2 protein-coding genes are annotated in these 2,257 nt (G+C 58.8%); one reads left to right on the forward strand and one right to left on the reverse strand.

The genetic code is table 11. From position 1 onward, the window contains the following. Positions 1-42: 42 nt before the first annotated feature. A complete protein-coding gene (locus OC610_RS26030; RefSeq protein WP_264431914.1) occupies positions 43-552 on the reverse strand; it encodes a hypothetical protein in 510 nt (169 codons plus the stop codon). Between the two features lie 526 nt (positions 553-1,078). Here OC610_RS26030 and OC610_RS26035 point away from each other — a divergent pair. Then, a partial coding sequence (locus tag OC610_RS26035; RefSeq protein ID WP_264431917.1) for a VTT domain-containing protein occupies positions 1,079-2,257 on the forward strand: 1,179 nt, incomplete at its 3' end.

The raw sequence follows: 2,257 nt of genomic DNA on the forward strand, positions 1-2,257 counted from the left end.
AATGGATCGTGCCGCCTCAAGAGCGAACCTGCCCGGTTGTCATCAGCAGGTGCAGCACATCATCGGCATGCCATTGCAGCTCATCATCATCGGCATGCTGCAGTCGCCCATCATCTTCATCATCAACGCGCAGCAGCTTTTCATCATGTCCATGTTCATGCCGGCCATCGGCATGACTTTGCACATCATGCAGTCCGCCATCACGGTGCATTCCATCACGCACTTCATCGACGGCATCGGCATGCCCATCATCGGCATCGGCATCATCATGCTCGCCATCGGCATGGCCATGCTCGCCGGGGACATGCACATCATGCTCATGTTGCCGCAGTGCATCATCATCGGCATGCCACAGTTCATCATCATCTGCATCATGTCGGCGCTGTTCTTGAACATGGCCATGTCCATGCCGGCAGCGGGCATCATCTTGCAAATCATGCCGTCGTCCATCATTTCGCAGGTCATGGTCGCCATCATCATTGGCATGCCCATCATCGGCATCATCGGCATGTTGGCGTTCATCGGCATTGGCATCTGCATGGCGTTCATCATGGTGGTGTTCCCTGTAAGTTCGAGAGTCGGACGAGCTGATGGGGCGGATTCTAAGGATTGGCCCGGGCCCGACAAGATGGCGACCGAACAGCGGGAATGAACGTTCGAGCAGGCTTACCGGAGTGACGCGCGCCATGTCTTCTGTTGCAACATGCCATTCGCTTTCATTGCAGACAGTTCCTGTATGACAGCGTCGATTCCACGATCATGGATATGCCATCCAACGCTATATCAATAACCGTAAGAAATAATCGATCTAAACCTGGGCTCGCCAGGCCGTAAGCGAAACGTCTTCGCCAAAGGGGCGCGGGTTACCTGACGCGCAAAGTGGCATTCCAAATCAAATTGCCATCAGATGGCCTTGCAAAAACACCCGGGCCGTCTAGATTCAAACCTGTCTCCAACCACATCGTCCACCGCACTTCACAGCCCCTCAGGCGAGAGAATCCATTGGCCTAAAACACACACTTGGCGTTGCCTTGAATCATTGACATGGAATCAGTCATAACAACAAGAGGGATGCTTGATGAAGCAGGGCCGTGGGTATCGTTTGCTCTCGCAAAAAGGACCAGCCGGACAGTTCTGGCTCTCATTGATTTGCTTTGCGGGCCTGGTGATCGCCAGCTTCCTGTTGTTCGAACAACAGATCCAGGCTTTCCTGACCCATCTCAACCTGTACCAGCCCTCGACTCCCTCGCAGATATTCAACCTCGCGCTGCTGCTGATCGCCCTGCTGGCACTGGACGTGGTGCTGCCGGTGCCGTCGAGCATGGTCGCGCTGCTGGCCGTGGCGATGCTCGGCAGCGTGGGCGGTTACCTGGTGATCTTCGTCGGCCTGTGCCTGGGTGCAGGACTGGGTTATGCGCTGGGGGCCGGCTATTTGCGCCTGCTGTCCGGCCGCCTGGGCCTGCATCAGCGCCAACCAGGGCAACTGGCCTATCGGTTGGGCACGCTGTCTTTGATCTGCCTGCGCGGTGTCCCGGTGTTGGCGGAGACCTCGGTCGTTGCTGCCGGTATGCAACGCTATCCATTGCCGGCGTTCCTCCTGGTCACCACCCTGGCCAACGCCGGCCTCGCATTGGCCTACAGCGCGATCGGCAGTTTTCTCGTCGAACAGAACGCGCTGTTGGTGACGCTGCTCGCCAGTATGGTATTGCCCGGACTGTTCATCGCCGGCTACAGCCTGTTCAAGACGCTTCGCCGTCCCGACGCGGACCAGCCCTTGCAGGGTCGCTTCAAGGTCAGCTACGACTACCCCGTTGTGTTCACCGATCATCTGTTCGACCCGCTCAACCCCTGCCTGCACCGCCAGCTCCTGGCCGGGCACGGGGGGCGGGCAAAGGTGTTGATGTTCGCCGATGAACAGCTGCTGCAAAGCGCCCCGCACCTGCTGGATCAGATCAATACCTACTTCGCCCATCATGCTGCGGACCTGCATTTCCTGGCGCCGCCGATCGCGGTTCCGGCCGGCGAGTCGAGCAAGGACTCACAGGTGCTGCAGCAGCTGTACAGCGACATGCTGCAACAAGGCCTGGACCGGCATTGCCATGTGCTGGCTGTCGGTGGCGGCGCGGTGCTGGATGCGGTGGGCTACGCCTGCGCCACCTTCCACCGCGGCATTCGCCTGATTCGCATCCCAAGCACCGTACTCGCCCAGAACGACGCCGGCATCGGTGTGAAAAACGGCATCAACGCCTTCGGCCAG

The organism is Pseudomonas agronomica (assembly GCF_025917275.1).
Lineage (GTDB): Bacteria > Pseudomonadota > Gammaproteobacteria > Pseudomonadales > Pseudomonadaceae > Aquipseudomonas > Aquipseudomonas agronomica.